The sequence below is a fragment of the Pseudomonas retamae genome (assembly GCF_043496865.1).
Taxonomy (GTDB): domain Bacteria; phylum Pseudomonadota; class Gammaproteobacteria; order Pseudomonadales; family Pseudomonadaceae; genus Aquipseudomonas; species Aquipseudomonas retamae.
This window is the reverse complement of the sequence record NZ_JBIEIL010000014.1, coordinates 74,418-96,056: the sequence shown is the minus strand read 5'-3', so window position 1 is coordinate 96,056 and position 21,639 is coordinate 74,418. Positions and strand designations below refer to the sequence as shown.

22 protein-coding genes and 1 tRNA gene are annotated in these 21,639 nt (G+C 59.8%); 5 read left to right on the top strand and 18 right to left on the bottom strand.

Going from position 1 to position 21,639, the window contains the following annotated elements; all coding sequences use genetic code 11:
• Window positions 1-11: 11 nt before the first annotated feature.
• From gcvP to ACGSLL_RS23880, 5 genes are all read left to right on the top strand, one after another.
• Window positions 12-2,864: an aminomethyl-transferring glycine dehydrogenase gene (gene gcvP / locus ACGSLL_RS23900; RefSeq protein WP_394508184.1), complete on the top strand. Its 2,853-nt coding sequence runs from the start codon at window positions 12-14 to the stop codon at window positions 2,862-2,864.
• A gap of 202 nt (window positions 2,865-3,066) precedes the next feature.
• Window positions 3,067-4,443, top strand: coding sequence for an L-serine ammonia-lyase (locus tag ACGSLL_RS23895; RefSeq protein ID WP_394508183.1), 1,377 nt, complete (start codon window positions 3,067-3,069; stop codon window positions 4,441-4,443).
• Between the two features lie 158 nt (window positions 4,444-4,601).
• Window positions 4,602-5,729 (top strand): glycine cleavage system aminomethyltransferase GcvT, encoded by a 1,128-nt coding sequence (gene gcvT / locus ACGSLL_RS23890; protein ID WP_394508182.1) that lies wholly within the window; start codon window positions 4,602-4,604, stop codon window positions 5,727-5,729.
• 405 nt (window positions 5,730-6,134) lie between these two features.
• Window positions 6,135-6,347 (top strand): cold-shock protein, encoded by a 213-nt coding sequence (locus ACGSLL_RS23885; protein WP_003227496.1) that lies wholly within the window; start codon window positions 6,135-6,137, stop codon window positions 6,345-6,347.
• Window positions 6,348-6,443: 96 nt separating this feature from the next.
• Window positions 6,444-6,932: an RDD family protein gene (locus tag ACGSLL_RS23880; RefSeq protein ID WP_394508181.1), complete on the top strand. Its 489-nt coding sequence runs from the start codon at window positions 6,444-6,446 to the stop codon at window positions 6,930-6,932.
• 137 nt (window positions 6,933-7,069) lie between these two features.
• On the opposite strand, the gene nadA is transcribed toward ACGSLL_RS23880, so the two are convergent.
• The 18 genes from nadA to ACGSLL_RS23790 all read right to left on the bottom strand — a co-directional run bounded on the left by nadA (window position 7,070) and on the right by ACGSLL_RS23790 (window position 21,464).
• Window positions 7,070-8,128 (bottom strand): quinolinate synthase NadA, encoded by a 1,059-nt coding sequence (gene nadA, locus ACGSLL_RS23875; protein ID WP_394508180.1) that lies wholly within the window; start codon window positions 8,126-8,128, stop codon window positions 7,070-7,072.
• A 271-nt stretch (window positions 8,129-8,399) separates the two neighbouring features.
• A tRNA-Lys gene (locus tag ACGSLL_RS23870) sits at window positions 8,400-8,475 on the bottom strand.
• Window positions 8,476-8,537: 62 nt separating this feature from the next.
• Entirely contained in the window at window positions 8,538-9,230 is a 693-nt protein-coding gene (gene queC / locus ACGSLL_RS23865; protein WP_394508179.1) for a 7-cyano-7-deazaguanine synthase QueC, read from the bottom strand.
• Between the two features lies 1 nt (window position 9,231).
• Window positions 9,232-9,879: a 7-carboxy-7-deazaguanine synthase QueE gene (gene queE, locus ACGSLL_RS23860; protein WP_394508178.1), complete on the bottom strand. Its 648-nt coding sequence runs from the start codon at window positions 9,877-9,879 to the stop codon at window positions 9,232-9,234.
• Window positions 9,880-10,044: 165 nt separating this feature from the next.
• Entirely contained in the window at window positions 10,045-10,884 is an 840-nt protein-coding gene (gene ybgF, locus ACGSLL_RS23855; protein ID WP_208940040.1) for a tol-pal system protein YbgF, read from the bottom strand.
• A gap of 6 nt (window positions 10,885-10,890) precedes the next feature.
• The gene (pal, locus tag ACGSLL_RS23850; protein WP_003178634.1) at window positions 10,891-11,388 is read right to left on the bottom strand and encodes a peptidoglycan-associated lipoprotein Pal; all 498 of its coding nucleotides are present in this window, start codon (window positions 11,386-11,388) and stop codon (window positions 10,891-10,893) included.
• A 52-nt stretch (window positions 11,389-11,440) separates the two neighbouring features.
• Window positions 11,441-12,721, bottom strand: coding sequence for a Tol-Pal system beta propeller repeat protein TolB (tolB, locus tag ACGSLL_RS23845; RefSeq protein ID WP_208941055.1), 1,281 nt, complete (start codon window positions 12,719-12,721; stop codon window positions 11,441-11,443).
• Between the two features lie 17 nt (window positions 12,722-12,738).
• On the bottom strand, window positions 12,739-13,815 hold the full coding sequence (gene tolA / locus ACGSLL_RS23840) for a cell envelope integrity protein TolA (protein WP_016773505.1): 1,077 nt from the start codon (window positions 13,813-13,815) through the stop codon (window positions 12,739-12,741).
• Complete coding sequence (tolR, locus tag ACGSLL_RS23835) at window positions 13,815-14,267, bottom strand: protein TolR (protein ID WP_160767866.1); 453 nt, start codon at window positions 14,265-14,267, stop codon at window positions 13,815-13,817. Before tolR ends, tolA begins: the two co-directional genes overlap by 1 nt.
• 23 nt (window positions 14,268-14,290) lie before the next feature.
• Complete coding sequence (tolQ, locus tag ACGSLL_RS23830) at window positions 14,291-14,986, bottom strand: protein TolQ (RefSeq protein ID WP_008080223.1); 696 nt, start codon at window positions 14,984-14,986, stop codon at window positions 14,291-14,293.
• Window positions 14,976-15,443, bottom strand: coding sequence for a tol-pal system-associated acyl-CoA thioesterase (ybgC, locus tag ACGSLL_RS23825; protein WP_090285611.1), 468 nt, complete (start codon window positions 15,441-15,443; stop codon window positions 14,976-14,978). Before ybgC ends, tolQ begins: the two co-directional genes overlap by 11 nt.
• A 127-nt stretch (window positions 15,444-15,570) precedes the next feature.
• Entirely contained in the window at window positions 15,571-16,632 is a 1,062-nt protein-coding gene (ruvB, locus tag ACGSLL_RS23820; protein WP_090285613.1) for a Holliday junction branch migration DNA helicase RuvB, read from the bottom strand.
• A complete protein-coding gene (ruvA, locus tag ACGSLL_RS23815) occupies window positions 16,633-17,241 on the bottom strand; it encodes a Holliday junction branch migration protein RuvA (RefSeq protein WP_090285615.1) in 609 nt (202 codons plus the stop codon).
• Between the two features lie 114 nt (window positions 17,242-17,355).
• Entirely contained in the window at window positions 17,356-17,883 is a 528-nt protein-coding gene (gene ruvC, locus ACGSLL_RS23810) for a crossover junction endodeoxyribonuclease RuvC (protein ID WP_208940039.1), read from the bottom strand.
• A 141-nt stretch (window positions 17,884-18,024) separates the two neighbouring features.
• On the bottom strand, window positions 18,025-18,771 hold the full coding sequence (locus ACGSLL_RS23805) for a YebC/PmpR family DNA-binding transcriptional regulator (RefSeq protein WP_034153419.1): 747 nt from the start codon (window positions 18,769-18,771) through the stop codon (window positions 18,025-18,027).
• Window positions 18,772-18,900: 129 nt separating this feature from the next.
• Complete coding sequence (gene aspS, locus ACGSLL_RS23800; RefSeq protein WP_090285617.1) at window positions 18,901-20,676, bottom strand: aspartate--tRNA ligase; 1,776 nt, start codon at window positions 20,674-20,676, stop codon at window positions 18,901-18,903.
• Between the two features lie 96 nt (window positions 20,677-20,772).
• A complete protein-coding gene (locus ACGSLL_RS23795; protein ID WP_394508177.1) occupies window positions 20,773-20,994 on the bottom strand; it encodes an FmdB family zinc ribbon protein in 222 nt (73 codons plus the stop codon).
• A gap of 131 nt (window positions 20,995-21,125) precedes the next feature.
• Entirely contained in the window at window positions 21,126-21,464 is a 339-nt protein-coding gene (locus tag ACGSLL_RS23790; protein ID WP_394508176.1) for a ribbon-helix-helix domain-containing protein, read from the bottom strand.
• Window positions 21,465-21,639 lie beyond the last annotated feature (175 nt).

Here is a 21,639-nt window from a genome sequence, read left to right as displayed (position 1 = left end):
GGAGTAGCGACATGAGCCAAATCAACCTCGGCACCGCCAACGAATTCATCGCCCGTCACATCGGCCCGCGCGCCGGCGACGAGCAAGCCATGCTCAACAGCCTCGGCTTCGACTCACTCGAAGCCCTGAGCGCCAGCGTCATCCCGGAAAGCATCAAGGGCACCAGCGTGCTCGGCATGGACGACGGCCTGAGCGAAGCCGACGCGCTGGCGATGATCAAATCGATCGCCGGCAAGAATCAGCTGTTCAAAACCTACATCGGCCAGGGCTACTACAACTGCCACACACCCTCGCCGATCCTGCGCAACCTGCTGGAGAACCCGGCCTGGTACACCGCTTACACCCCGTACCAGCCAGAAATTTCCCAAGGCCGTCTCGAAGCGCTGCTGAACTTCCAGACCCTGATCAGCGACCTCACCGGCCTGCCGATCGCCAACGCCTCTTTGCTCGACGAAGCCACCGCCGCTGCTGAAGCCATGACCTTCTGCAAACGCCTGAGCAAGAACAAGGGCAGCCACCAGTTCTTCGCCTCGATCCACAGCCACCCGCAAACCCTCGACGTGCTGCGCACCCGTGCCGAGCCGCTGGGCATTGACGTGGTCGTGGGCGACGAGCGCGAACTGACCGACGTGACCCCGTTCTTCGGCGCACTGCTGCAATACCCGGCCAGCAACGGTGACGTGTTCGACTATCGCGAACTGACCGAACGCTTTCACGCCGCCAACGCTTTGGTCGCAGTGGCCGCCGACCTGCTGGCCCTGACCCTGCTGACCGCCCCGGGCGAGTTCGGCGCTGACGTGGCGATCGGTTCGGCGCAACGCTTCGGCGTGCCGCTGGGCTTCGGTGGCCCGCATGCCGCGTATTTCTCCACCAAAGATGCGTTCAAGCGCGACATGCCGGGCCGTCTGGTCGGTGTTTCGGTTGACCGCTTCGGCAAGCCGGCGCTGCGTCTGGCCATGCAGACCCGCGAGCAGCATATCCGCCGCGAGAAAGCCACCTCGAACATCTGCACCGCGCAGGTGTTGCTGGCCAACATCGCCAGCATGTACGCCGTGTATCACGGCCCGAAAGGCCTGACCCAGATCGCCAACCGCGTGCATCACCTGACCGCGATTCTGGCCAAGGGCCTGACCGCGCTGGGCGCCAAAGTCGAACAAGCCAGCTTCTTCGACACCCTGACCGTAGCGACCGGAGCGAACACCGCGGCGCTGCACGACAAGGCGCACGCGGCGCAGATCAACCTGCGCGTCATCGATGCCGAACGTCTGGGTCTGTCGGTCGACGAAACCACCACCCAGGCCGATATCGAAACCCTCTGGGGCCTGTTCGCTGACGGCAAGACCCTGCCGGACTTCGCTGCGCTGGCCGCTTCGGTACAAAGCACCATTCCTGCGTCGCTGGTTCGCCAGTCGCCGATTCTCAGCCACCCGGTGTTCAACCGTTATCACTCGGAAACCGAGCTGATGCGCTACCTGCGCAAACTGGCGGACAAGGACCTGGCACTGGATCGCACCATGATCCCGCTGGGCTCGTGCACCATGAAACTCAACGCCGCGAGCGAAATGATCCCGGTGACCTGGGCCGAATTCGGCGCCCTGCACCCGTTCGCCCCGGCCGCACAAAGCGCCGGTTACCAGCAACTAACTGACGAGCTGGAAGCGATGCTCTGCGCCGCCACCGGCTACGACTCGATCTCGCTGCAACCGAACGCCGGTTCGCAAGGTGAATACGCTGGCTTGCTGGCGATCCGCGCCTACCACCAGAGCCGTGGCGATGAACGCCGCGACATCTGCCTGATTCCATCGTCGGCCCACGGCACCAACCCGGCCACCGCCAACATGGCCGGCATGCGCGTAGTCGTCACCGCGTGCGACGCGCGTGGCAACGTCGATATCGAAGACCTGCGCGCCAAAGCCATCGAACACCGCGAACACCTCGCCGCGCTGATGATCACTTACCCGTCGACCCACGGCGTGTTCGAAGAAGGCATCCGCGAAATCTGCGCGATCATTCATGACAACGGCGGCCAGGTGTACATCGACGGCGCCAACATGAACGCGATGGTCGGCCTCTGCGCCCCGGGCAAGTTCGGCGGCGACGTTTCGCACTTGAACCTGCACAAGACTTTCTGCATTCCTCACGGCGGTGGCGGCCCGGGCGTTGGCCCGATTGGCGTCAAGTCGCACCTGACTCCGTTCCTCCCAGGCCACGGTCAGATGGAGCGCAAGGAAGGCGCAGTTTGCGCGGCACCGTTCGGCAGCGCGAGCATTCTGCCGATCACCTGGATGTACATCCGCATGATGGGCGGCGCCGGTCTCAAGCGCGCTTCGCAGCTGGCGATCCTCAACGCCAACTACATTTCCCGTCGACTCGAAGAGCACTATCCCGTGCTGTACACCGGCAGCAACGGCCTGGTGGCGCACGAGTGCATTCTCGATCTGCGCCCATTGAAAGACAGCAGCGGCATCAGCGTCGATGACGTTGCCAAGCGCCTGATCGACTTCGGCTTCCACGCGCCGACCATGTCGTTCCCGGTCGCCGGCACGCTGATGATCGAGCCGACCGAAAGCGAATCCAAAGAAGAACTGGACCGCTTCTGCGACGCCATGATCCGCATCCGCGAAGAAATCCGCGCGGTGGAAAACGGCACGCTGGACAAGGACGACAACCCACTGAAAAACGCCCCGCACACCGCGGCGGAACTGGTGGGCGAGTGGACTCATCCGTACAGCCGCGAACAAGCGGTGTACCCGGTGGCGTCGCTGGTTGAAGGCAAATACTGGCCACCGGTCGGTCGCGTCGACAACGTCTTCGGCGATCGCAACCTGGTGTGCGCCTGCCCGTCGATCGAAAGCTACGCTTAAGGGAATGAGGGGCGGGTTTGCCTGCCCCTATTTCAGCAACACTGCAAATCCCAATGTGGGAGCGAGCCTGCTCGCGAAGGCGCCGTGTCAGATACCGGAGCATTGACTGACACTACGCCTTCGCGAGCAGGCTCGCTCCCACAGGGAAATGCAGTGAGCCGTAACATCGCCATTCCCATAACAAGAAACCGGAGAAACACTCATGTCGTTAAGCGTGTTCGACCTGTTCAAGATTGGCATCGGCCCCTCCAGCTCCCACACCGTCGGCCCGATGCGCGCAGCCGCGCGTTTCGCTGAAGGTTTGCGGCGGGAAAGCCTGCTTTCGGCCACCGCCAGCGTGCGCGTCGAGTTGTACGGTTCGCTCGGCGCCACCGGCAAGGGACATGGCAGCGACAAGGCCGTGTTGCTCGGCCTCGAAGGCGAGCACCCGGACACCGTCGACACCGAAACCGTCGCCGCGCGTCTGCAAGAGATTCGTGGCGGCGGCCGGCTGAATCTGCTCGGCGAACAGAGCATTGCGTTCAATGAGAAAGAACACTTGGCGATGATTCGCAAACCGCTGGCCTATCACCCCAACGGCATGATCTTCCGCGCTTTCGATGCGGCGGGGCTGCAGATTCGCAGCCGCGAGTATTACTCGGTGGGCGGTGGTTTTGTCGTCGATGAGGATGCCGCCGGTGCCGACCGTATCGTCGAAGACGCCACACCGCTGACGTTCCCGTTCAAAAGCGCCAAGGACTTGCTCGGCCATTGCAGCACCTACGGTCTGTCGATCAGTCAGGTGATGCTGACCAACGAAAGCGCCTGGCGCCCGGAAGCGGAGACCCGCGCCGGACTGCTGAAGATCTGGCAGGTCATGCAGGACTGTGTCGCCGCGGGTTGCCGCAACGAAGGAATCTTGCCGGGCGGACTGAAGGTTAAACGCCGAGCAGCGGCGCTGCATCGGCAGTTGTGCAAAAACCCGGAATCGGCGCTGCGCGATCCGCTGTCAGTGCTCGACTGGGTCAACCTGTATGCACTGGCGGTCAACGAAGAAAACGCCAACGGCGGGCGCGTGGTCACGGCGCCAACCAACGGCGCGGCGGGGATCATTCCAGCAGTGCTGCATTACTACATGCGTTTTATCCCCGGCGCGAATGACGACGGCGTCGTGCGGTTTCTGCTGACCGCTGCGGCAATCGGCATTCTCTACAAGGAAAACGCTTCGATCTCCGGCGCTGAAGTCGGTTGTCAGGGTGAAGTCGGTGTGGCCTGCTCGATGGCGGCCGGCGCGCTGTGCGAAGTGCTCGGCGGCAGCGTGCAGCAAGTCGAGAACGCCGCGGAAATCGGCATGGAACACAACCTCGGCCTGACCTGCGACCCGATTGGCGGGCTGGTGCAAGTGCCGTGCATCGAGCGCAACGCGATGGGCTCGGTGAAAGCGATCAACGCGGTGCGCATGGCCATGCGCGGCGACGGCCAGCATTTCGTCTCCCTCGACAAAGTCATCCGCACCATGCGCCAGACCGGCGCCGACATGAAAAGCAAATACAAGGAAACCGCCCGCGGCGGCCTGGCGGTCAACATTATCGAATGCTGAACGTAACTAGCGCCCTGTCCCACCGGGAGATAACGCAATCAAGTTCACCTCCCTCCGGAAGACGACACAGTTAACTCCCTCTCCCTCCGGGAGAGGGCTGGGGTGAGGGGCTCTTGATCTTGCCTCTCCCCCGCAATCCAAATTCAAAGGAGCCACGCATGTCCACCGAACAACAACTCTCGAAAACCCCGCTGCACGCGCTGCACCTCGAACTCGGCGCGCGCATGGTGCCCTTCGCCGGCTACGACATGCCCGTGCAATACCCGCTCGGCGTAATGAAAGAACACCAGCACACCCGCGAACAGGCCGGGCTGTTTGACGTCTCGCACATGGGCCAGATCCGCCTGACCGGCGCCAACGCCGCCAAAGCCTTGGAAACCCTGGTGCCGGTGGACATCGTCGACCTGCCGGTGGGCATGCAGCGCTACGCGATGTTCACCAATGAGAGCGGCGGCATCCTCGATGATTTGATGGTCGCCAACCTCGGCAACGACGAATTGTTCCTGGTGGTCAACGCCGCGTGCAAGGATCAGGACCTGGCGCATCTGCAACAACACATCGGCGATCAGTGCACCATTACAGCGCTCTTCGAAGAGCGCGCGCTGCTGGCATTGCAAGGCCCGGCAGCCGTAACCGTGCTGGCGCGTCTTGCGCCGGAAGTGGCGAAGATGACGTTCATGCAGTTCAACCGTGTGTCGTTGCTGGGCGTTGATTGCTTTGTCAGCCGTTCGGGCTACACCGGGGAAGACGGTTTCGAAATCTCCGTTCCGGCCGCAGCAGCGGAAAAACTGGCTCGCGCCCTGCTCGCCGAACCGGAGGTCGAGGCCATTGGCCTCGGTGCTCGTGATTCGCTGCGCCTGGAAGCCGGCCTGTGCCTGTATGGCCACGACATGAACACCGAGACCACGCCGATCGAGGCGAGCCTGCTCTGGGCGATTTCCAAGGCACGTCGCGCGGATGGCACGCGGGCCGGCGGTTTCCCCGGTGCGGAACAGATTTTCGCGCAACAGCAAAACGGCATCGCCCGCAAGCGCGTTGGCCTGCTGCCACAGGAACGTACGCCAGTGCGTGAAGGCGCAGAGATCGTCAACGAAGCCGGGGAGATCATCGGCAGCGTGTGCAGCGGTGGTTTCGGCCCGACCCTGGGCGGGCCGTTGGCGATGGGTTATCTCGACAGCGCTTATGCTGCTCTTGAGACTCCGGTGTGGGCCATCGTGCGTGGGAAAAAGGTGCAAATGCTTGTAAGCAAAATGCCATTTGTTCCGCAACGCTACTACCGTGGCTGATTGACTGTTTCTATAAGTAACGCGATTGCGTTATGCGTGCACTAATGTGTAACGCAATCGCCACAAAAAAGTGCATTACCCAGCATTTGATTCGAATATGAACTTTACTTATAACCTTTGAAAACAAGCGAACAAGGCAACCTTGTAAGGCTGCACTAACAAACTGACAAAATGCCAGCAAATGCAGTAAAACCGGGCGCTTCACGGGGCTTGTTTTTTCTCCCGTAGTTGGCGTAGAGTTCGTTCACTGTGTTTGCATGGGTCAGCTTTGAATCGTGACCTGGGCAGTAGCCTACAAGTTAGCTACATCCCGCTCGACGTCTTCTTACTCTCCTGCAACCAGCCCCAGTACTCTTTCATGAGAAAGAGACTGTCATCAATTTATTGCGTCAAAGGAAATAAGAAATGTCTACACGTCAGAGCGGTACCGTCAAGTGGTTCAACGACGAGAAAGGTTTTGGTTTTATCACTCCTGAAAGCGGTCCGGATCTGTTCGTGCATTTCCGCGCCATTCAGGGCAACGGCTTCAAAAGCCTCAAAGAAGGCCAGAAAGTGACCTTCGTTGCTGTGCAGGGCCAGAAAGGCATGCAGGCTGACGAAGTACAAGCCGAAGCCTGATTTCTGCTACGAAAAAGCCCCTGATATTGATATCAGGGGCTTTTTTGTGCGCGCGAGTCCGTAAAATGCCATTTCCTTACGCGCTCAGAGGCTGCCATGTCGAAAAACCTGCTCACCCCACAGGGCGACTTTCCTGCTGTTGGCCTCGGCCGCCGTCTGGCCGCGATGTTCTATGACTTTCTATTGTGTACCGCACTGCTGATCGTCACTGGCTTCGTTTACAAACTGATTCAGGCCGCGATCCTTGGCGAAGAACGCCTGCGGGTGATGACTGATGCCGGGCAGCTCGATGGCGATCCGCTCTACTCGACGGTGTTGCTGTTGGTGCTTTTCGGCTTTTTCGCCAAGTTCTGGACCCATGGCGGGCAGACGCTGGGCATGCAGGTGTGGGGCATCCGCGTGCAGAACGCCAATGGCACAGCAATCAGCCTGTGGCAGGCGCTGCTGCGCTTCATGGTGTCGATCGCGTCGTGGCTGTGCGTAGGGCTGGGATTCTTCTGGTCGCTGTACGACAAGCAGAAGCGCACCTGGCATGACATCTATTCCGATAGCCGTGTTGTACGGATCCCGAAGAAGACCAGATAATTCCCGGACTCTGAAAACCACTGTGGGAGCGAGCCTGCTCGCGAATGCGGCGTATCAGTCGATTTCAATGGTGACTGACACTCCGCTTTCGCGAGCAGGCTCGCTCCCACATTTTGTTTTGTGTTGTTTGTGAGACCTTAAGCGTTACCGGCCAGCTTCATCCGTGCAGCCTGGGTGAAGTCGAGCATGCGCTTCAAAGGCCGGATCGCCTGTGGGATCAACGCCGGATCCACAAAGATCTCGTTCGTGCCTTCCTTCAAGCTCTTCAGCGTGCGCTCAAGGGTATTCATGGCCATCCACGGGCAATGCGCACAACTGCGGCACGCGGCGCCGTTACCGGCGGTGGGCGCCTCGATGAAGACTTTGTCCGGGCACAACTGCTGCATCTTGTAGAAGATGCCACGGTCGGTCGCCACGATCAGGGTCTTGTTCGGCAGGCTTTGCGCTGCGGCAATCAGTTGACTCGTTGAACCGACAGCATCGGCCAGTTCGATCACCGAGGTCGGCGACTCCGGGTGCACCAGAATCGCCGCGTCCGGGTACAGCGCTTTCATGTCTTCGAGCTGCTTGGACTTGAACTCTTCGTGAACGATGCAGGCACCGTCCCAGAGCAGCATGTCGGCACCGGTCTTGCGCTGAATGTAGGTACCGAGGTGCTTGTCCGGGCCCCAGATGATCGTCTCGCCGTTATCCATCAGGCTTTCGACGATTTCCAGCGCACAACTCGAAGTCACCACCCAGTCGGCTCGCGCCTTGACCGCTGCCGAGGTGTTGGCGTAGACCACCACGGTGCGCTCCGGATGCTGATCGCAGAACGCCGAGAACTCGTCGACCGGGCAACCCAGGTCCAGCGAGCAGGTCGCCTCCAGAGTTGGCATCAGCACGCGTTTTTCCGGGTTGAGGATCTTCGCCGTCTCGCCCATGAACTTCACGCCGGCGACCACCACGGTCTTGGCCGGGTGGGCATTGCCGAAGCGCGCCATTTCCAGGGAGTCAGAAACACAGCCACCGGTTTCTTCGGCCAGGGCCTGAATCACCGGGTCGCAATAGAAGTGCGCCACGAGCACCGCGTCCTGAGCCTTGAGCTCGGCGGCGATAGCGGCACGGTAGTAAGCCTCTTGCTCGGCAGTCAGCGGTTTGGGCTGTTTGGCGTCGAGGTGGGCTTGAACCAGAAGGCGTTCGGAAATCTGCGTCATGTTCGCAAGACCTGCAGGCGCATTCGCGCGAAAGTCGAGTATACACCCGGCTCCGGACCGCTAGAGGGTACCGCCGGGAGAGTGAGTAATATCAGGCACGGACAGCGTTGAAGCTGCGCAAGGCTACAGAATATCCCGTTGATACAAAAGATCATTCTGACCTGCGTCAGCGCAGGCATCGGCGAAACAGGCGATGGCCGAATTACAGGCAAAAAAAAACCCGGAAATCCTCACTTTCGTGGGCCTTCCGGATTTTCTAAACCGCCAAATATGGTGGGTCGTGTGGGATTCGAACCTACGACCAATTGGTTAAAAGCCAACTGCTCTACCAACTGAGCTAACGACCCGCTGTGTGGTGGCGCGTATAATACTGATTTTTAAGGACTATTCAACACCTTTTTGAAAATAATCAAAAATAAGGGGTTGGATCGTCCACACCAGCCGCCGCGAAGCCTTCTGCGCGCAGGCGGCAGCTGTCGCATTTGCCGCACGCGCGGCCGTCATCGTCGGCCTGATAGCAGGAAACGGTCAGGCCGTAATCAACGCCAAGCTTCACACCAGCCTGGACGATCTGTGCCTTGCTCAGGTTCTGCAACGGCGCCTGGATGCGGAAACCGTTGCCTTCCACGCCGGCCTTGGTTGCCAGGTTGGCCATGCGCTCGAACGACTCGATGAACTCCGGGCGGCAATCCGGGTAACCGGAATAATCCACCGCATTGACGCCGATGAAGATATCGCGCGCACCGAGCACTTCCCCCCAACCCAGCGCCAACGAGAGGAACACGGTGTTGCGTGCCGGCACGTAAGTCACCGGGATGCCCTCGCCCAACTCTTCTGGAATGTCGATGCTGGTGTCGGTCAATGCCGAGCCGCCCATGCCATTCAGATTGAGACCGATGACCTTGTGCTCGACCACGCCCAGATCGCGAGCCACGCGCGCGGCGGCGTGCAATTCGGCGTGAGAACGCTGGCCGTAATCGAAACTCATGGTGTAGCAGGCATAACCTTCGGCGCGAGCCATCGCCACCACGGTGGCCGAGTCGAGGCCGCCGGACAGCAGGATGACCGCACGTTTTTCGGTAGTGTTCAGTTGTTCAGTCATCTCAGCGCCCCGGCTCGTCATTCCAAAGATATTTGTGCAGCTGCAATTGCAGGCGCACCGGCAGGTTATCCGCCACCACCCAGTCCGCCAGCTCACGCGCATTCAAGTCATGGTGACTGGGGGAAAACAGCACTTCCCCGGCGCGGCGGTCGAGCCCGTACTGAATCAGTTTCGATACCGCCCAGTCGTAGTCCTCCCGCGAGCAGATGACAAACTTCACCTGATCATTGGGCGTAAGCAGTTCGATATTTTCGTAGCGGTTGCGATGGGCTTCTTTCGAGCCCGGCGTTTTCAGGTCCACAACGCGACTGACGCGCGGATCGACCGCCGAGACGTCGAGTGCGCCACTGGTTTCCAGCGAGACCTCGTAGCCGGCATCACATAACCGTTTGAGCAAAGGAATGGCGTTCGGCTGGGCCAGCGGCTCACCGCCGGTGACGCAGACATAACGCGGGCGAAACCCGGCGACCTGTTCAAGGATGTCGTCAAGGGCGCGCACGGTGCCGCCACTGAATGCGTAAGCGCTGTCGCAATACTGGCAACGCAAGGGGCAACCGGTCAGGCGCACGAAAACCGTGGGCAGCCCGGCAGTCCGCGTTTCCCCCTGCAACGAGTAGAAAACTTCGGTGATTCTCAATGTGTCTTGCATAGTCGCCACGGGCGTAACAGCTAAACAGGCTGTCCGCCTCCGTCAGGCACTTCAGGCAATCCCGCCAACGCGCGGACCACAAGAAGCGTGTTTCAGAAAAAGGGCGTGAATTCTAACGAAAAAACCCGCGACAAGCGCGGGTTTCTTCCAAACGGGTCAAGCTGCTTACATGCGTTGCAGATCGCGCTGGGCCAGTTGCGCCGCGGAAGTCCCCGGATATTGGGAAACCACCTGCTGCAAGATGCCTTTGACCTTGTCGGTGTGACCGAGGCGGCGCTCTACGTCAGCCAGCTTGTACAGCGAATCCGGCACTTTGTTGTGCTTGGGATACAGCTGCGAAACCTTGGCAAACGCTTGACCTGCACCTTGCAGATCACCTTTGGCCAGGTTCACTTCGCCCAGCCAGTATTGGGCGTTGCCCGCGTACTGACTGTTCGGGTATTTACGCAGGAAAGCGGCAAACGCCTGGCTGGCCTTGTCGAAATCCTTGGCTTTGATCAGGTCGAAAGCGGCATCGTAATACAGCTTTTCCTTGGCCGGATCAGCCGGTTCGCTACCTGCGGCAGGCGCCTGGGCAGCCGTAGCAGCCCCCGCACCTGCGGCAGCACCGGCAGCAGCACTTGCATCGCCACCGGCAGAAGAATTCTCGGGAGTCGCGGCTGGTGCAACGCCGGATCCTATGCGCCGATCAAGATCCTGGTATCGCTCCAGGGATTCCTGCTTCATGCGCGCAACCTGATTCTGCAGTTCTTCGATCACGCCTTGCTGGCGCGAGATCTGATCCTGCATCTGTTGCAATTGGTTGAACAGCATGCCTTGTGCCGAGGCAGGGGCCGAAGCCGCTCCCCCGGCATAGGCGCCGTTCGTACCGTAACCCGCAGGCGGATAACTGCTCCCGCTATTTGAATAACCGGAGTTGTCATCGACCACAGGAACCGCAGCCCACGCCGCAAGCGGCGCGAGGCTGAGAGCCAGAACAGTTACAGCACGACGGCACGTTCGCATATCGAATTACTTACGCAGTTCGACGCGACGGTTCTGGGCCCAGGACTGCTCGTCGTTGCCGGTAGCAACTGGACGCTCTTCGCCGTAGGAAACCAGTTCCAGCTGAGCTGGGGAAACACCTTGCAGTACCAGGTAGCGCTGAACGGCTTTCGCACGACGCTCGCCCAGTGCCATGTTGTACTCACGAGTACCACGTTCGTCGGTGTTGCCTTCCAGAACAACGCGAGCGCCGTTTGCTTTCAGGTCTTTGGCGTGAACGTCCAGAGCGCGCATGGCTTCTGGCTTCAGGTCCGAGCTGTCGTATTCGAAGTAGAAGGTGGTGATTGCGCGCAGAGCAGCTTCTTCGCTCAGGGAACCGTCAACGGCACCGGTGTTTGCGCCGTAACCAGCGTTTGGATCAACAGCGCCTTCACCGGCGTTGTCGCCGCCTTTGGACGAGCAACCTACAGCTACAGCCATGGCCAGAGCCAGCGCAGCAAATTTACCAAACTTCAGCATTTCCATCGTGAAACTCCTAATGAACCCCAGTGTGTTAAGTAAAACGTGTAGCGCCCGCTCACTTCAGGTAAGGGGACCAGGACGGTTCTCTGACTTCGCCTTGAGCGGTAGGAAGCGGGAGCCTCACGCGTCCATTAATGGACACGAGCATCAAGACTCCCCGGCCCTGTTGGCGGGTGGCGTAGATTACCATGGTGCCGTTGGGCGCAACAGTAGGTGACTCGTCCAGAGTGCTATCAGTGAGGATCTTTACACTACCCCGCTGCAGATCCTGAGCTGCCACCTTGAAATTGGTGAAGCCATCCTGACGATGGATCATCACCAAAGTCTTTTCATCAGCCGAGAGTTTCGGGTTGGCGTTGTAGTTGCCTACGAACGTCACACGCTCGGCACCACCGCCACCGACGCTGGTTTTATAGATCTGCGGTTTACCGCCACGGTCGGAGGTGAAGTAGATGGTCGAGCCATCCTTGCCCCAGAACGGTTCGGTATTGATGCCAGGACCTGAGGTCACTCGGGTCAGCTGACGCGAGCCGAGGTTCATCACGTAGATGTCCGGGTTACCGTCTTTCGACAGTACGAACGCCAGGCGTGTGCCATCCGGCGACCAGGCTGGCGCGCCGTTCAGGCCTTCGAAGTTGGTGATCTGCTCGCGGCGACCGGTGTCGATGTTCTGCATGAAGATACGCGGACGCTTCTGCTCGAACGACACATACGCGATGCGCTTGCCATCCGGTGCGAAACGCGGCGACAGGATCGGCTCACGCGATTGCAGCAGGGTCACTGCACGGGCGCCGTCATAGTCGGAACGCTGCAGGGTGTAGCGAGTGTTTTTCTCGGAGAAGCGTTCGGCGGTCACGTACAGCAAACGCGTCGAGAACGCACCGTCGATACCGGTCAGCTTCTGGAACGACTGATCGGAGATAAAGTGCGCCATGTCACGAATCTGGTCGGTCGTACCGGAAACGCTGCCGTCGGCCACTTTCTGCTCGGTGGCTACGTTGAACAGTGCCCACTGCACCTGCAAGCGACCACCGGCTGGAGCGATGCTGCCGACCATCATGTACTGAGCACCTACCGCCTTCCAGTCACGGAAGATGATTTCGCTCGGCTGGCTTGGCTGGCTGATCATGTTGGCTTTTGGAATCGGCGAGTAATAGCCCGAGTTGCGCAAATCGTTGCCAATGATTTCGGCCATGTCGTCCGGCAGCACCGCGCCGCCCTGCATGCCGAACGGTACGACCGCGATCGGCGTGGCCCGATCGCTGCCGCTGGTGACCAGAATGTTCTTTTCATCTGCCATCGCGATCCCTGCCATGCAGCAGATCACGACCAGCATTCCTCGAAGAAGGTTTCTCACAAGGCTAGATCCTCAGGTGTGAATGTCATCTTGAATGAACGATACGGAGCGAAATCGCTCGGCTTCATTCCCTGCATTTCTGTCAAACGTCCAATATTCTTCACTGCCGCGACTGCCGAAGCATCGAACGGGCCGTCACCACTGGATTTGGCCACACTGACCGAAGTCACCGTACCGTCCGGCAACATGCCGATCTGCAGCACCACCGTCATGCCTTTGCGTGCCGAAGGTGGACGTGCCCAGCCTTCTGCCGCTCGTGCACGAATCAGGTCATCGAAACTGCCCGCGACTTCGTCACCCTGCTCATCAGCCAAGGCCTGCTGACGCTGCGGCGTGTCGGAAAGCAGGTCTGCCAGGGCCTGAGCCTTTTTATCTTCGGCAGATTTGCGTGCCGCTTCCTGCGCTTTCTTCTTCGCAGCATCGGCAGCAGCTTTCTTCTTCGCGTCTTCGGCGACCTTCTTCTTCGCCTCTTCAGCTTCAGCTTTTTTCTTGGCGTCTTCGGCGGCTTTCTTTTTCGCGTCTTCGACGATCTTTTTCTTGGCTTCTTCCGCAGCGGCTTTTTTGGCCTCTTCTTCAGCGGCTTTCTTGGCTTCGTCTTCGGCTTTCTTCTTGGCTATATCAGCCAATTGTTTCTCTTCGGCCTTTTTCGCCTCGGCTTTCTTCGCGTCGTCGGCTTTCTTGGCTTCATCAGCCTTTTTCGCTTCGTCCGCTTTCTTCGCCTCGTCGGCCTTCTTGGCTTCCTCGGCCTTTTGAGCCGCTTCCTCTTTCTTTTGTTCCGCCGCCTTCACCGCTTCCTGCTCGATCTTTTTCTGTTCCATCTGCTCGACTTCGGTCTGGCGCGCGGCGGATTTCTTCGCCTCACCCGCAATCTTCTGATTGGTCTGGGTGGTTGCCTGACTTTTCGATTTCAGCTGGTACAAGGTCGCCTGGACGATCGGCTTGGCCGGCGGCAGTTCGGGCGTGAAGGCAAAACTGACGAACAGCATGCCGAACACCAGCACGTGCAGGACAATCGCCAGAACGCTGGGCCAGAAGTAGCTTTCCGAGGCGGACGGCTCTCGCTGTTGCTGCATCAGGGGGCCTCGGTAATCAGACCAACGTTACCGACCCCGGCCTTCTGCAACCCGCCCATGGCACCCATGACGGCGCCGTAGTCGACAGTCTTGTCGCCTCGGATGAACACCTGGGTGCGTTTGCCGCCCTCGGTGCCGGCGCGAATGATCTTGGTCACCGCATCGGTCATCTGTGGCAGGGTCATGGCGCGATCCTGCTGTTTCTCGGTGTCGACTTCGCTGCCAAGGTTCCAGTAGTAGGTCTTGTCAGCCTTGATCGAAATGGTCAGGACCTGGGTGTTGTTGTCCTGCGGCAAGGCTTCGCTGGAAACCTTGGGCAGATCAACTTTCACGCCCTGATTGAGCATCGGCGCGGTCACCATGAAGATGACCAGCAGCACCAACATCACGTCGATGTAGGGCACCACGTTCATCTCGGCGACCGGCTTGCGCTTTTTGCGAGCTCGAGCGATTAAAGCCATCGGGAAATACCTGCTTATTCTTCGCTGGTGTGCACTTTGCGGTGCAGGATCGCCTGGAATTCGTCGGCGAAGGTGTAGTAGCGGCCCAGCAAGGTTTCGCTGCGCGCAGCAAAACGGTTGTAAGCGATGACCGCCGGGATCGCAGCGAACAGACCGATCGCGGTGGCGATCAGGGCTTCGGCAATACCCGGCGCTACGGTGGCGAGGGTCGCTTGCTGAGCGCTGGCCAGACCGCGGAAGGAGTTCATGATGCCCCACACCGTACCGAACAGACCGATGTACGGGCTGACCGAACCGACAGTGGCGAGAAACGGCAGGCTCTGCTCGAGTTTCTCTTCTTCACGCGAGATAGCAACGCGCATGGCACGCGCCACACCTTCCATCACCGCTTCAGGATCGACGCCTGGCTGCTGACGCAGACGGGAGAATTCCTTGAAGCCGGCACGGAAGATCTGCTCGACGCCCGAGTCCGGATCCGGGTTGCTGCCGGCCTGACGGTACAGCTTGGACAGATCGATCCCCGACCAGAAGCGCTCTTCAAAGCTCTCCAGGGCGCGTCGACCGGCACGCAGCAGATTGCTGCGCTGAAAGATCATGATCCATGAGGTCACCGATGCGGCCACCAGGGTCAACATTACCAACTGCACCACGATGCTGGCATTGCTGACCAGGCTCCACATGGAGGAATGGTCGACGACGTTAGCTTCCACGCTTTATCTCCTGCTTTGAGTGTGTACCCGGACCGACCGCGTCGGCGAAGGCCGCCCGCAAGTCTTCGGGAAGGGCCCGGGGTTTCAAACTGTCGGTGCGCACACAGGCCACCAGAAACTGCCCTTCGCAGAGCAGCACATTATCCGTCGCCCGCCTGACCTGCTGCTTGAAGCGCAGGCTGGCACGGTTCAATTCGGTTACATCAGCGCTTACCAGCAGTTCGTCGTCCAGTCGCGCCGGCGCGTGGTAGCGCGCTTCGCTGGAATGCACGACAAACAACAGGTCCTCCCCGGCAAGCGCAGACTGGGCAAAGCCCAGTTCGCGGAGCCGCTCGGTTCGAGCCCGTTCCATAAACTTGAGGTAATTAACGTAATACACGATGCCGCCCGCATCGGTGTCCTCGTAATAAACGCGACAACGATGTGCGAACGGCCCAAGCCCGTTTTGCGCGCGCATACTCTAGTGCTTACTCCTCAGGTTGCCAATCCGGCGAGACAACTGTTTTTCGTGGTTTCAGAGCTTTACCGCAAAAGTACCGTGCTGTGACAGTACAAACCCTGAATAAATCGCCAACAAATGTGTATCAATCGTCCGCCGCATCAAGAAACTCGTCTGCCACGGGCATCTCGCCCATGCGTGACGGAATGTTCAAACCGAAATGCAGGTACGCATGTCGGGTCACTACCCTGCCCCGCGGCGTGCGCATGATGTAGCCCTGCTGAATCAGATAAGGTTCGAGGACGTCCTCGATGGTGTGGCGCTCTTCGCTGATCGCCGCCGCCAGGCTGTCGATGCCGACCGGGCCACCGTCGAACTTCTCGATCATCGTCAGCAGCAGACGCCGGTCCTGATGATCGAAACCGTGTTCGTCGACATCCAGCAGATTCAACGCCAGATCCGCCACCGACTTGGTGATATGACCTTTGGCACGCACCTCGGCGAAGTCCCGCACTCGACGCAACAAACGGTTGGCAATGCGCGGGGTGCCACGCGCGCGACGAGCGATCTCGAACGAACCTTCCGGATCCAGCGGCAGCCCGAGAATACTCGCCGAACGGCTGACGATCGTCGCCAAATCCGCCGTGCTGTAGAACTCCAAGCGCTGGACAATACCGAAGCGGTCACGCAGCGGATTGGTCAGCATGCCGGCGCGAGTGGTGGCGCCGACCAGGGTAAACGGCGGCAGGTCGAGCTTGATCGAACGCGCCGCCGGCCCTTCGCCGATCATGATGTCGAGCTGGAAATCTTCCATGGCCGGATACAGCACTTCTTCGACAATCGGCGACAGGCGATGGATTTCGTCGATGAACAACACGTCGTGCGGTTCGAGATTAGTCAGCAGTGCCGCCAGATCCCCCGGACGCTCCAGCACCGGGCCGGAGGTGCTCTTGATCGACACGCCCATCTCTTCGGCGATGATATTGGCCAGCGTGGTTTTACCCAGCCCCGGCGGGCCGAAAATCAGCGTGTGGTCGAGCGACTCGCTGCGGCCACGCGCAGCCTGGATGAACAGTTCCATCTGCTCGCGCACGGTCGGCTGGCCGATGTAGTCGGCCAGGCTGACCGGGCGAATGGCGCGGTCCTGGACTTCTTCGCGCTCGCGCGGGCTGTGCGCAGCGGCGATCAGACGATCAGCTTCAATCACTTAAATCATTCCCTTCAGGGCGCGGCGGATCATGTCTTCACTGCTCAAATTCTTGTCCTTGATGGCGGAAATCGCCTTGCTCGCTTCCTGCGGCTTGTAGCCCAGGGAAATCAGCGCGCTGACCGCATCGTTTTCGGCGGTATTGACCGGTGCCGGGCCGTCCGGCTGATTCGGCACCAGCGCGAACATGGCCGGCGAGGTTTCCCAGGCCTTGAAGCGATCCTTCAGTTCGACCAGCAGGCGCTCGGCCGTTTTCTTGCCGACACCCGGCACCTTGGTCAGCGCAGATGTGTCCTGCGATTGCACGCAACGGATCAGCTCGTCGACTTCCAGGCTCGACATCAGTGCCAGGGCCAATTTCGGCCCGACCCCGTTGAGCCGGATCAACTCGCGGAAAAAGTCTCGCTCACGCTTGCCGGCAAAACCATAGAGCAACTGCGCATCTTCGCGTACGACCAGATGGGTATGCAGGGTCAGCGGTTCACCGACAGACGGCAGGCGATAGAGGGTGGTCATGGGCACTTCCAGCTCATACCCGAGGCCGTTTACATCCAGAATCAGGTGCGGCGGCTGTTTCTCAACCAGGGTGCCGCGCAAGCGTCCAATCACGTTTCAGATCCTTGAGCATTGGCCAGCCGTGGGCTGGCGACTGTCGAAAGGCGAAATTCGCGCCGACGACACAGGCGCATGAATCCGCTTTCAGGAAAATTGCTGCTGATGCTATCAGAGACGCAGGCGCCCGCCACGACTGCGTGCGGTCCCCAAGCCGTGCGGTAGCAGACTGGAACGCGTGTGCGCATGGCAAATAGCGATTGCGAGGGCATCGGAAGCGTCGATCTGCGGTTTGCTGGTCAGTTTCAGCATGTGCATGACCATCATCTGCACTTGTTCTTTATTGGCGGCACCGGTGCCCACTACGGCCTGCTTGACCTGCGTGGCGGTGTACTCGGCAATCTCCAGACACTCTTCGGCACCTGCAACAATAGCCGCCCCGCGGGCCTGCCCGAGCTTTAGTGCCGAATCGGCATTTTTCGCCATGAAGACTTTTTCGATGCCCATGGTGACCGGGCCGTAAGTCTGGATGATTTCGCGCACGCCGCGATAAACAATCTGCAAACGCTCATGCAACTCGCCCGCACCGGTACGGATGCAGCCAGACGCCACATAAACACAGCCGCCCCGCCCGGTATCACGAACAATCCCGTAACCAGTGATGCGCGAGCCGGGGTCGATACCCAGAATTAAAGTCATAACGCCTGCAGATTCGAAATAACACAAAAACAAATGTGGGAGCTGGCTTGCCAGCGATGACGGAGTGTCAGGCGCCATCAATACTGATGCGCCGACGCCATCGCTGGCAAGCCAGCTCCCACAGGGAAGACTAGTCGCTAATCAGCCGAGCTGAGCGGCGACGTCTTCCGGAATGTCGGCGTTGGAATAGACGTTCTGCACGTCATCCAGGTCTTCAAGCATGTCGATCAGCTTGAGCACCTTCTCCGCCCCTTCCAGATCCAGCTCGGCGCTGGTGGTCGGCTGCATGACGATTTCCGCGTCATCGCCCTTGAAGCCGGCGGCTTCCAGCGCATTGCGCACCGCGTAGAAGCTGGTGAACGAGGTGAACACGTCGATCGAGCCATCTTCATGCGTGACGACGTCATCGGCGTCGGCTTCCAGCGCCGCTTCGGTCAGCGCATCTTCATCGACGCCCGGCGCGAAGCTGATCTGGCCCTTGCGTTCGAACAGGTACGCCACCGAACCGTCGGTGCCGAGGTTGCCGCCGCATTTGCTGAACGCGTGACGCACAGCCGCAGCGGTACGATTGCGGTTGTCGGTCATGCACTCGACCATCACCGCCACGCCGCCCGGGCCGTAGCCTTCGTAGGTCAGCTCTTCAACGTTGTCCGCCTCGGTCGCACCGGCGCCGCGCGCAACGGCGCGATCGATGATGTCGCGGCTCATGTTCGCGCTCAGCGCCTTGTCCAGGGCCAGACGCAGACGCGGGTTGGAACCCGGGTCACCGCCGCCCTGACGGGCCGCAACAGTCAGTTCGCGGATCCACTTGGTGAAGATCTTGCCCCTCTTGGCATCCTGACGTTCTTTGCGGTGCTTGATGTTCGCCCACTTGGAATGACCTGCCATAACTCGCTCCGAATTCTCTTTGAAACGTTGCCCGCCCTGCGTGTGCAGCAGCCAGCAAACACAAAAATCTCGACCTGCTCTTTATAGAAAGAAAAAAGGCGCATCCGAAGATGCGCCTTCAGGCCCGTCTTACTCAGCCTTTGGCGTTTCGCGTAAACGAATGTGCAGCTCGCGCAAGGCCTTGGCATCCACCACACCCGGAGCCTGCGTCATCACGTCGGCAGCACTCTGGGTTTTCGGGAAGGCGATCACTTCGCGGATCGACTGGGCGCCGGTCATCAGCATCACCAGACGGTCCAGACCGAAGGCCAGACCACCGTGCGGCGGTGCACCGTACTTCAGCGCGTCGAGCAGGAAGCCAAACTTCTCTTCCTGTTCCGCTTCGTTGATGCCCAGCAGACGGAATACCGCTTGCTGCATTTCCTTGCGGTGAATACGGATCGAACCGCCGCCCAGCTCGGTGCCGTTGAGCACCATGTCGTAGGCACGCGACAGTGCGCCGGCCGGGTTGGCTTCAAGCTCCTGCGGGGTGCACTTCGGTGCGGTGAACGGGTGGTGCAGCGCGGAGAAGCTGCCGTCGTCGTTTTCTTCGAACATCGGGAAGTCGACGACCCACATCGGCGCCCACTCGCAGGTCAGCAGCTTGAGGTCGTGACCGAGCTTGATGCGCAGCGCGCCGAGGGCTTCGCTGACGATCTTGGCTTTGTCGGCACCGAAGAACACGATGTCGCCATCGACCGCACCGACGCGATCAAGGATCACGTTGAGCTTGTCTTCCGGGATGTTCTTGACGATCGGCGATTGCAGACCGTCAACACCGGCCGCGCGCTCGTTGACCTTGATGTAGGCCAGGCCCTTGGCGCCGTAGATGCCGACGAACTTGGTGTAATCGTCGATCTGCTTGCGCGGCATGCTCGCCCCGCCTGGAACGCGCAGTGCGGCAATGCGGCACTTCGGATCGTTGGCCGGACCGCTGAATACCTTGAATTCGACTTCCTTGAGCTGGTCGGCAACGTCCACCAGTTCCAGCGGGATACGCAGGTCCGGCTTGTCGGAACCGTAGCGGCGCATGGCTTCTTCGAAGGTCATGTGCGGGAATTCGCCGAATTCCAGATCCAGCACTTCCTTGAACAGGTTGCGGATCATTTGCTCGGTCAGGCCCATGATCTCTTTTTCATCGAGGAAGCTGGTCTCGATGTCGATCTGGGTGAATTCCGGCTGACGATCGGCGCGCAGGTCTTCGTCGCGGAAGCACTTGGCGATCTGGTAGTAACGGTCGAAACCGGCCACCATCAGCAATTGCTTGAACAGCTGCGGCGATTGCGGCAGGGCGAAGAACGAACCGGCGTGGGTACGGCTCGGCACCAGATAGTCACGCGCACCTTCAGGAGTGGCACGGGTCAGGATCGGCGTTTCGACGTCGAGGAAGCCGTTTTCGTCGAGGAAGCGACGGATGCTGGTGGTCATGCGCGAGCGCAGACGCAGCTTCTCGGCCATTTCCGGACGACGCAGGTCGAGGAAGCGATAACGCAGACGGGTTTCTTCGCCAACGTCGGAGAACTCGTTGAGCGGGAATGGCGGGGTTTCCGACTCGTTCAGCACTTCCAGTTCGTAACCCAGCACTTCGATCATGCCCGAAGCCATGTTGGCGTTGGTTGCGCCAGCAGGACGCAGGCGCACCTTGCCGGTGATCTTCACCACGTATTCGCTGCGCACGCGATCGGCGGCGGCGAAGCTCTCGGCGCGATCCGGATCGAAGACCACCTGGGCCAGACCGTCACGATCACGGATATCGAGGAAAATCACCCCGCCGTGGTCGCGGCGACGGTGAACCCATCCGCAAAGGGTAATTTCCTGACCTTCCAGGCTTTCGTTCAGTTGGCCGCAATAGTGGCTGCGCATCATGATAATGGTTCGCTTCTCGTCATTCGATATTCGGTGGAGATCCGTTGCTCATGCAATGCGGAAACTCACGCGTGTCGTTCGTTCAGGGCTTGAACGCTATTCAGCTTTGTCGCCACCGGCCAGATTCTTCTTGGTTCCGGTCTTGAAATCGGTCTCGTACCAACCGTTGCCGCTGAGGCGAAAACCCGGCATGGACAGCTGTTTCTTCAGTTCGGGCGCCTGACAGGCAGGGCAGTCGACCAGCGGTGCGTCGCTGATCTTCTGAATGGCTTCCAACTGATGACCACAGGAAGCACATTGGTAATCGTACATCGGCATGGAGGTGTCTCGGCGATCAGATTGCTGCCGCGCGCAGGGCTTTGCGGCGAAAGAGCGGGATTATATCGATTAAATGCGGCCTGTGCAGCCGGTAAGCTGCACAGGCCGCGACCTCGTTTGCAAGCGCCGTATCAGAGCGAATCGGAGCGCGCCGTCTGACCGATGCCGTTCATCACACACACCACCCGCACCAGCGCGCTGAAATTTTTCACCCCGCCGTGCCGCAAATGCACTTCCCGGTCGACATGGGACAACAGCGAGCTGATCGAACAGCAATTGTCCGCCGCCATCGAGCCGAGGATGTTCCAGTAGACCTGCTCCAGACGCAGGCAGGTCGCGTAACCATTCAGGCGCACGGATCGAGACAACGGCCTGATCAGCGCCATGTCGAATCCGCTGACGAACGGATCGACCTTCAAATCATGTGGCGAGCCGACCCTGCGGTCGCCGCGCCTGTCTCCTTCTACCATATCGCTGACACTCCTTTGCCATCTCTGCTTGTTTGAAAAGTCACATCCTGTGGCGTTCATAAAAGCGCAGACACAAAGTTATAGCCAGACGACTTGTTGACCGTCGCCGTAGGATAAGCCAACGATACAAGTAAGATTTTGCACGGGGCGCAGGCCCAGGAATGCAAGGCCTGCG

Bases quoted from the DNA above. Each gene is read 5' to 3' on its own strand.
- gcvP (WP_394508184.1), top strand. From the start codon at position 12: ATGAGCCAAATCAACCTCGGCACCGCCAACGAATTCATCGCCCGTCAC.
- aspS (WP_090285617.1), bottom strand. From the start codon at position 20,676: ATGATGCGCAGCCACTATTGCGGCCAACTGAACGAAAGCCTGGAAGGT.
- ACGSLL_RS23805 (WP_034153419.1), bottom strand. From the start codon at position 18,771: ATGGCAGGTCATTCCAAGTGGGCGAACATCAAGCACCGCAAAGAACGT.
- ruvC (WP_208940039.1), bottom strand. From the start codon at position 17,883: ATGACTTTAATTCTGGGTATCGACCCCGGCTCGCGCATCACTGGTTAC.
- pal (WP_003178634.1), bottom strand. From the start codon at position 11,388: ATGGAAATGCTGAAGTTTGGTAAATTTGCTGCGCTGGCTCTGGCCATG.
- ACGSLL_RS23795 (WP_394508177.1), bottom strand. From the start codon at position 20,994: ATGCCGATGTACGATTACCAATGTGCTTCCTGTGGTCATCAGTTGGAA.
- queC (WP_394508179.1), bottom strand. From the start codon at position 9,230: ATGACTGAACAACTGAACACTACCGAAAAACGTGCGGTCATCCTGCTG.
- ACGSLL_RS23790 (WP_394508176.1), bottom strand. From the start codon at position 21,464: ATGGTAGAAGGAGACAGGCGCGGCGACCGCAGGGTCGGCTCGCCACAT.
- tolA (WP_016773505.1), bottom strand. From the start codon at position 13,815: ATGCAGCAACAGCGAGAGCCGTCCGCCTCGGAAAGCTACTTCTGGCCC.
- gcvT (WP_394508182.1), top strand. From the start codon at position 4,602: ATGTCCACCGAACAACAACTCTCGAAAACCCCGCTGCACGCGCTGCAC.
- ACGSLL_RS23895 (WP_394508183.1), top strand. From the start codon at position 3,067: ATGTCGTTAAGCGTGTTCGACCTGTTCAAGATTGGCATCGGCCCCTCC.
- queE (WP_394508178.1), bottom strand. From the start codon at position 9,879: ATGCAAGACACATTGAGAATCACCGAAGTTTTCTACTCGTTGCAGGGG.
- ACGSLL_RS23885 (WP_003227496.1), top strand. From the start codon at position 6,135: ATGTCTACACGTCAGAGCGGTACCGTCAAGTGGTTCAACGACGAGAAA.
- nadA (WP_394508180.1), bottom strand. From the start codon at position 8,128: ATGACGCAGATTTCCGAACGCCTTCTGGTTCAAGCCCACCTCGACGCC.
- ACGSLL_RS23880 (WP_394508181.1), top strand. From the start codon at position 6,444: ATGTCGAAAAACCTGCTCACCCCACAGGGCGACTTTCCTGCTGTTGGC.
- ybgC (WP_090285611.1), bottom strand. From the start codon at position 15,443: ATGCGCGCGCAAAACGGGCTTGGGCCGTTCGCACATCGTTGTCGCGTT.
- tolB (WP_208941055.1), bottom strand. From the start codon at position 12,721: ATGCTGGTCGTGATCTGCTGCATGGCAGGGATCGCGATGGCAGATGAA.
- ybgF (WP_208940040.1), bottom strand. From the start codon at position 10,884: ATGCGAACGTGCCGTCGTGCTGTAACTGTTCTGGCTCTCAGCCTCGCG.